Genomic DNA, 241 nt, shown 5'->3' on the forward strand with positions numbered 1-241 from the left:
GCAGCCGAAGTAGCCCGAGCCGATCTCCCAGATCAGATCGCCGCCGTGCTCGCGGTGGTAGCGGCTGATGCCGCCCTCGCCGGTGTCGTGGGCGAAGCCGTCCATCTTCGCGCCCTGGTTGAGCGCCAGGATGGCGTTGGCCGACATCGAGCCGAAGCTCATGGCGGAGATGTTGAATACGCTGGCGTTGTAGGGCTGGGTGCAGGGCGAGACACCCTCCAGCGGCTCGCCCGGGCGCCCG

The 241-nt window shown here is 68.9% G+C and carries 1 protein-coding gene; it reads right to left on the minus strand.

Annotation, left to right across the window (positions count from 1 at the left end; all coding sequences use genetic code 11):
* On the minus strand, window positions 1-241 hold a 241-nt coding region (locus tag A612_RS10260; RefSeq protein ID WP_040436585.1), incomplete at both ends, for a glutamate synthase-related protein.

This window comes from Melaminivora alkalimesophila (assembly GCF_000282995.1).
GTDB lineage: Bacteria > Pseudomonadota > Gammaproteobacteria > Burkholderiales > Burkholderiaceae_C > Melaminivora > Melaminivora alkalimesophila.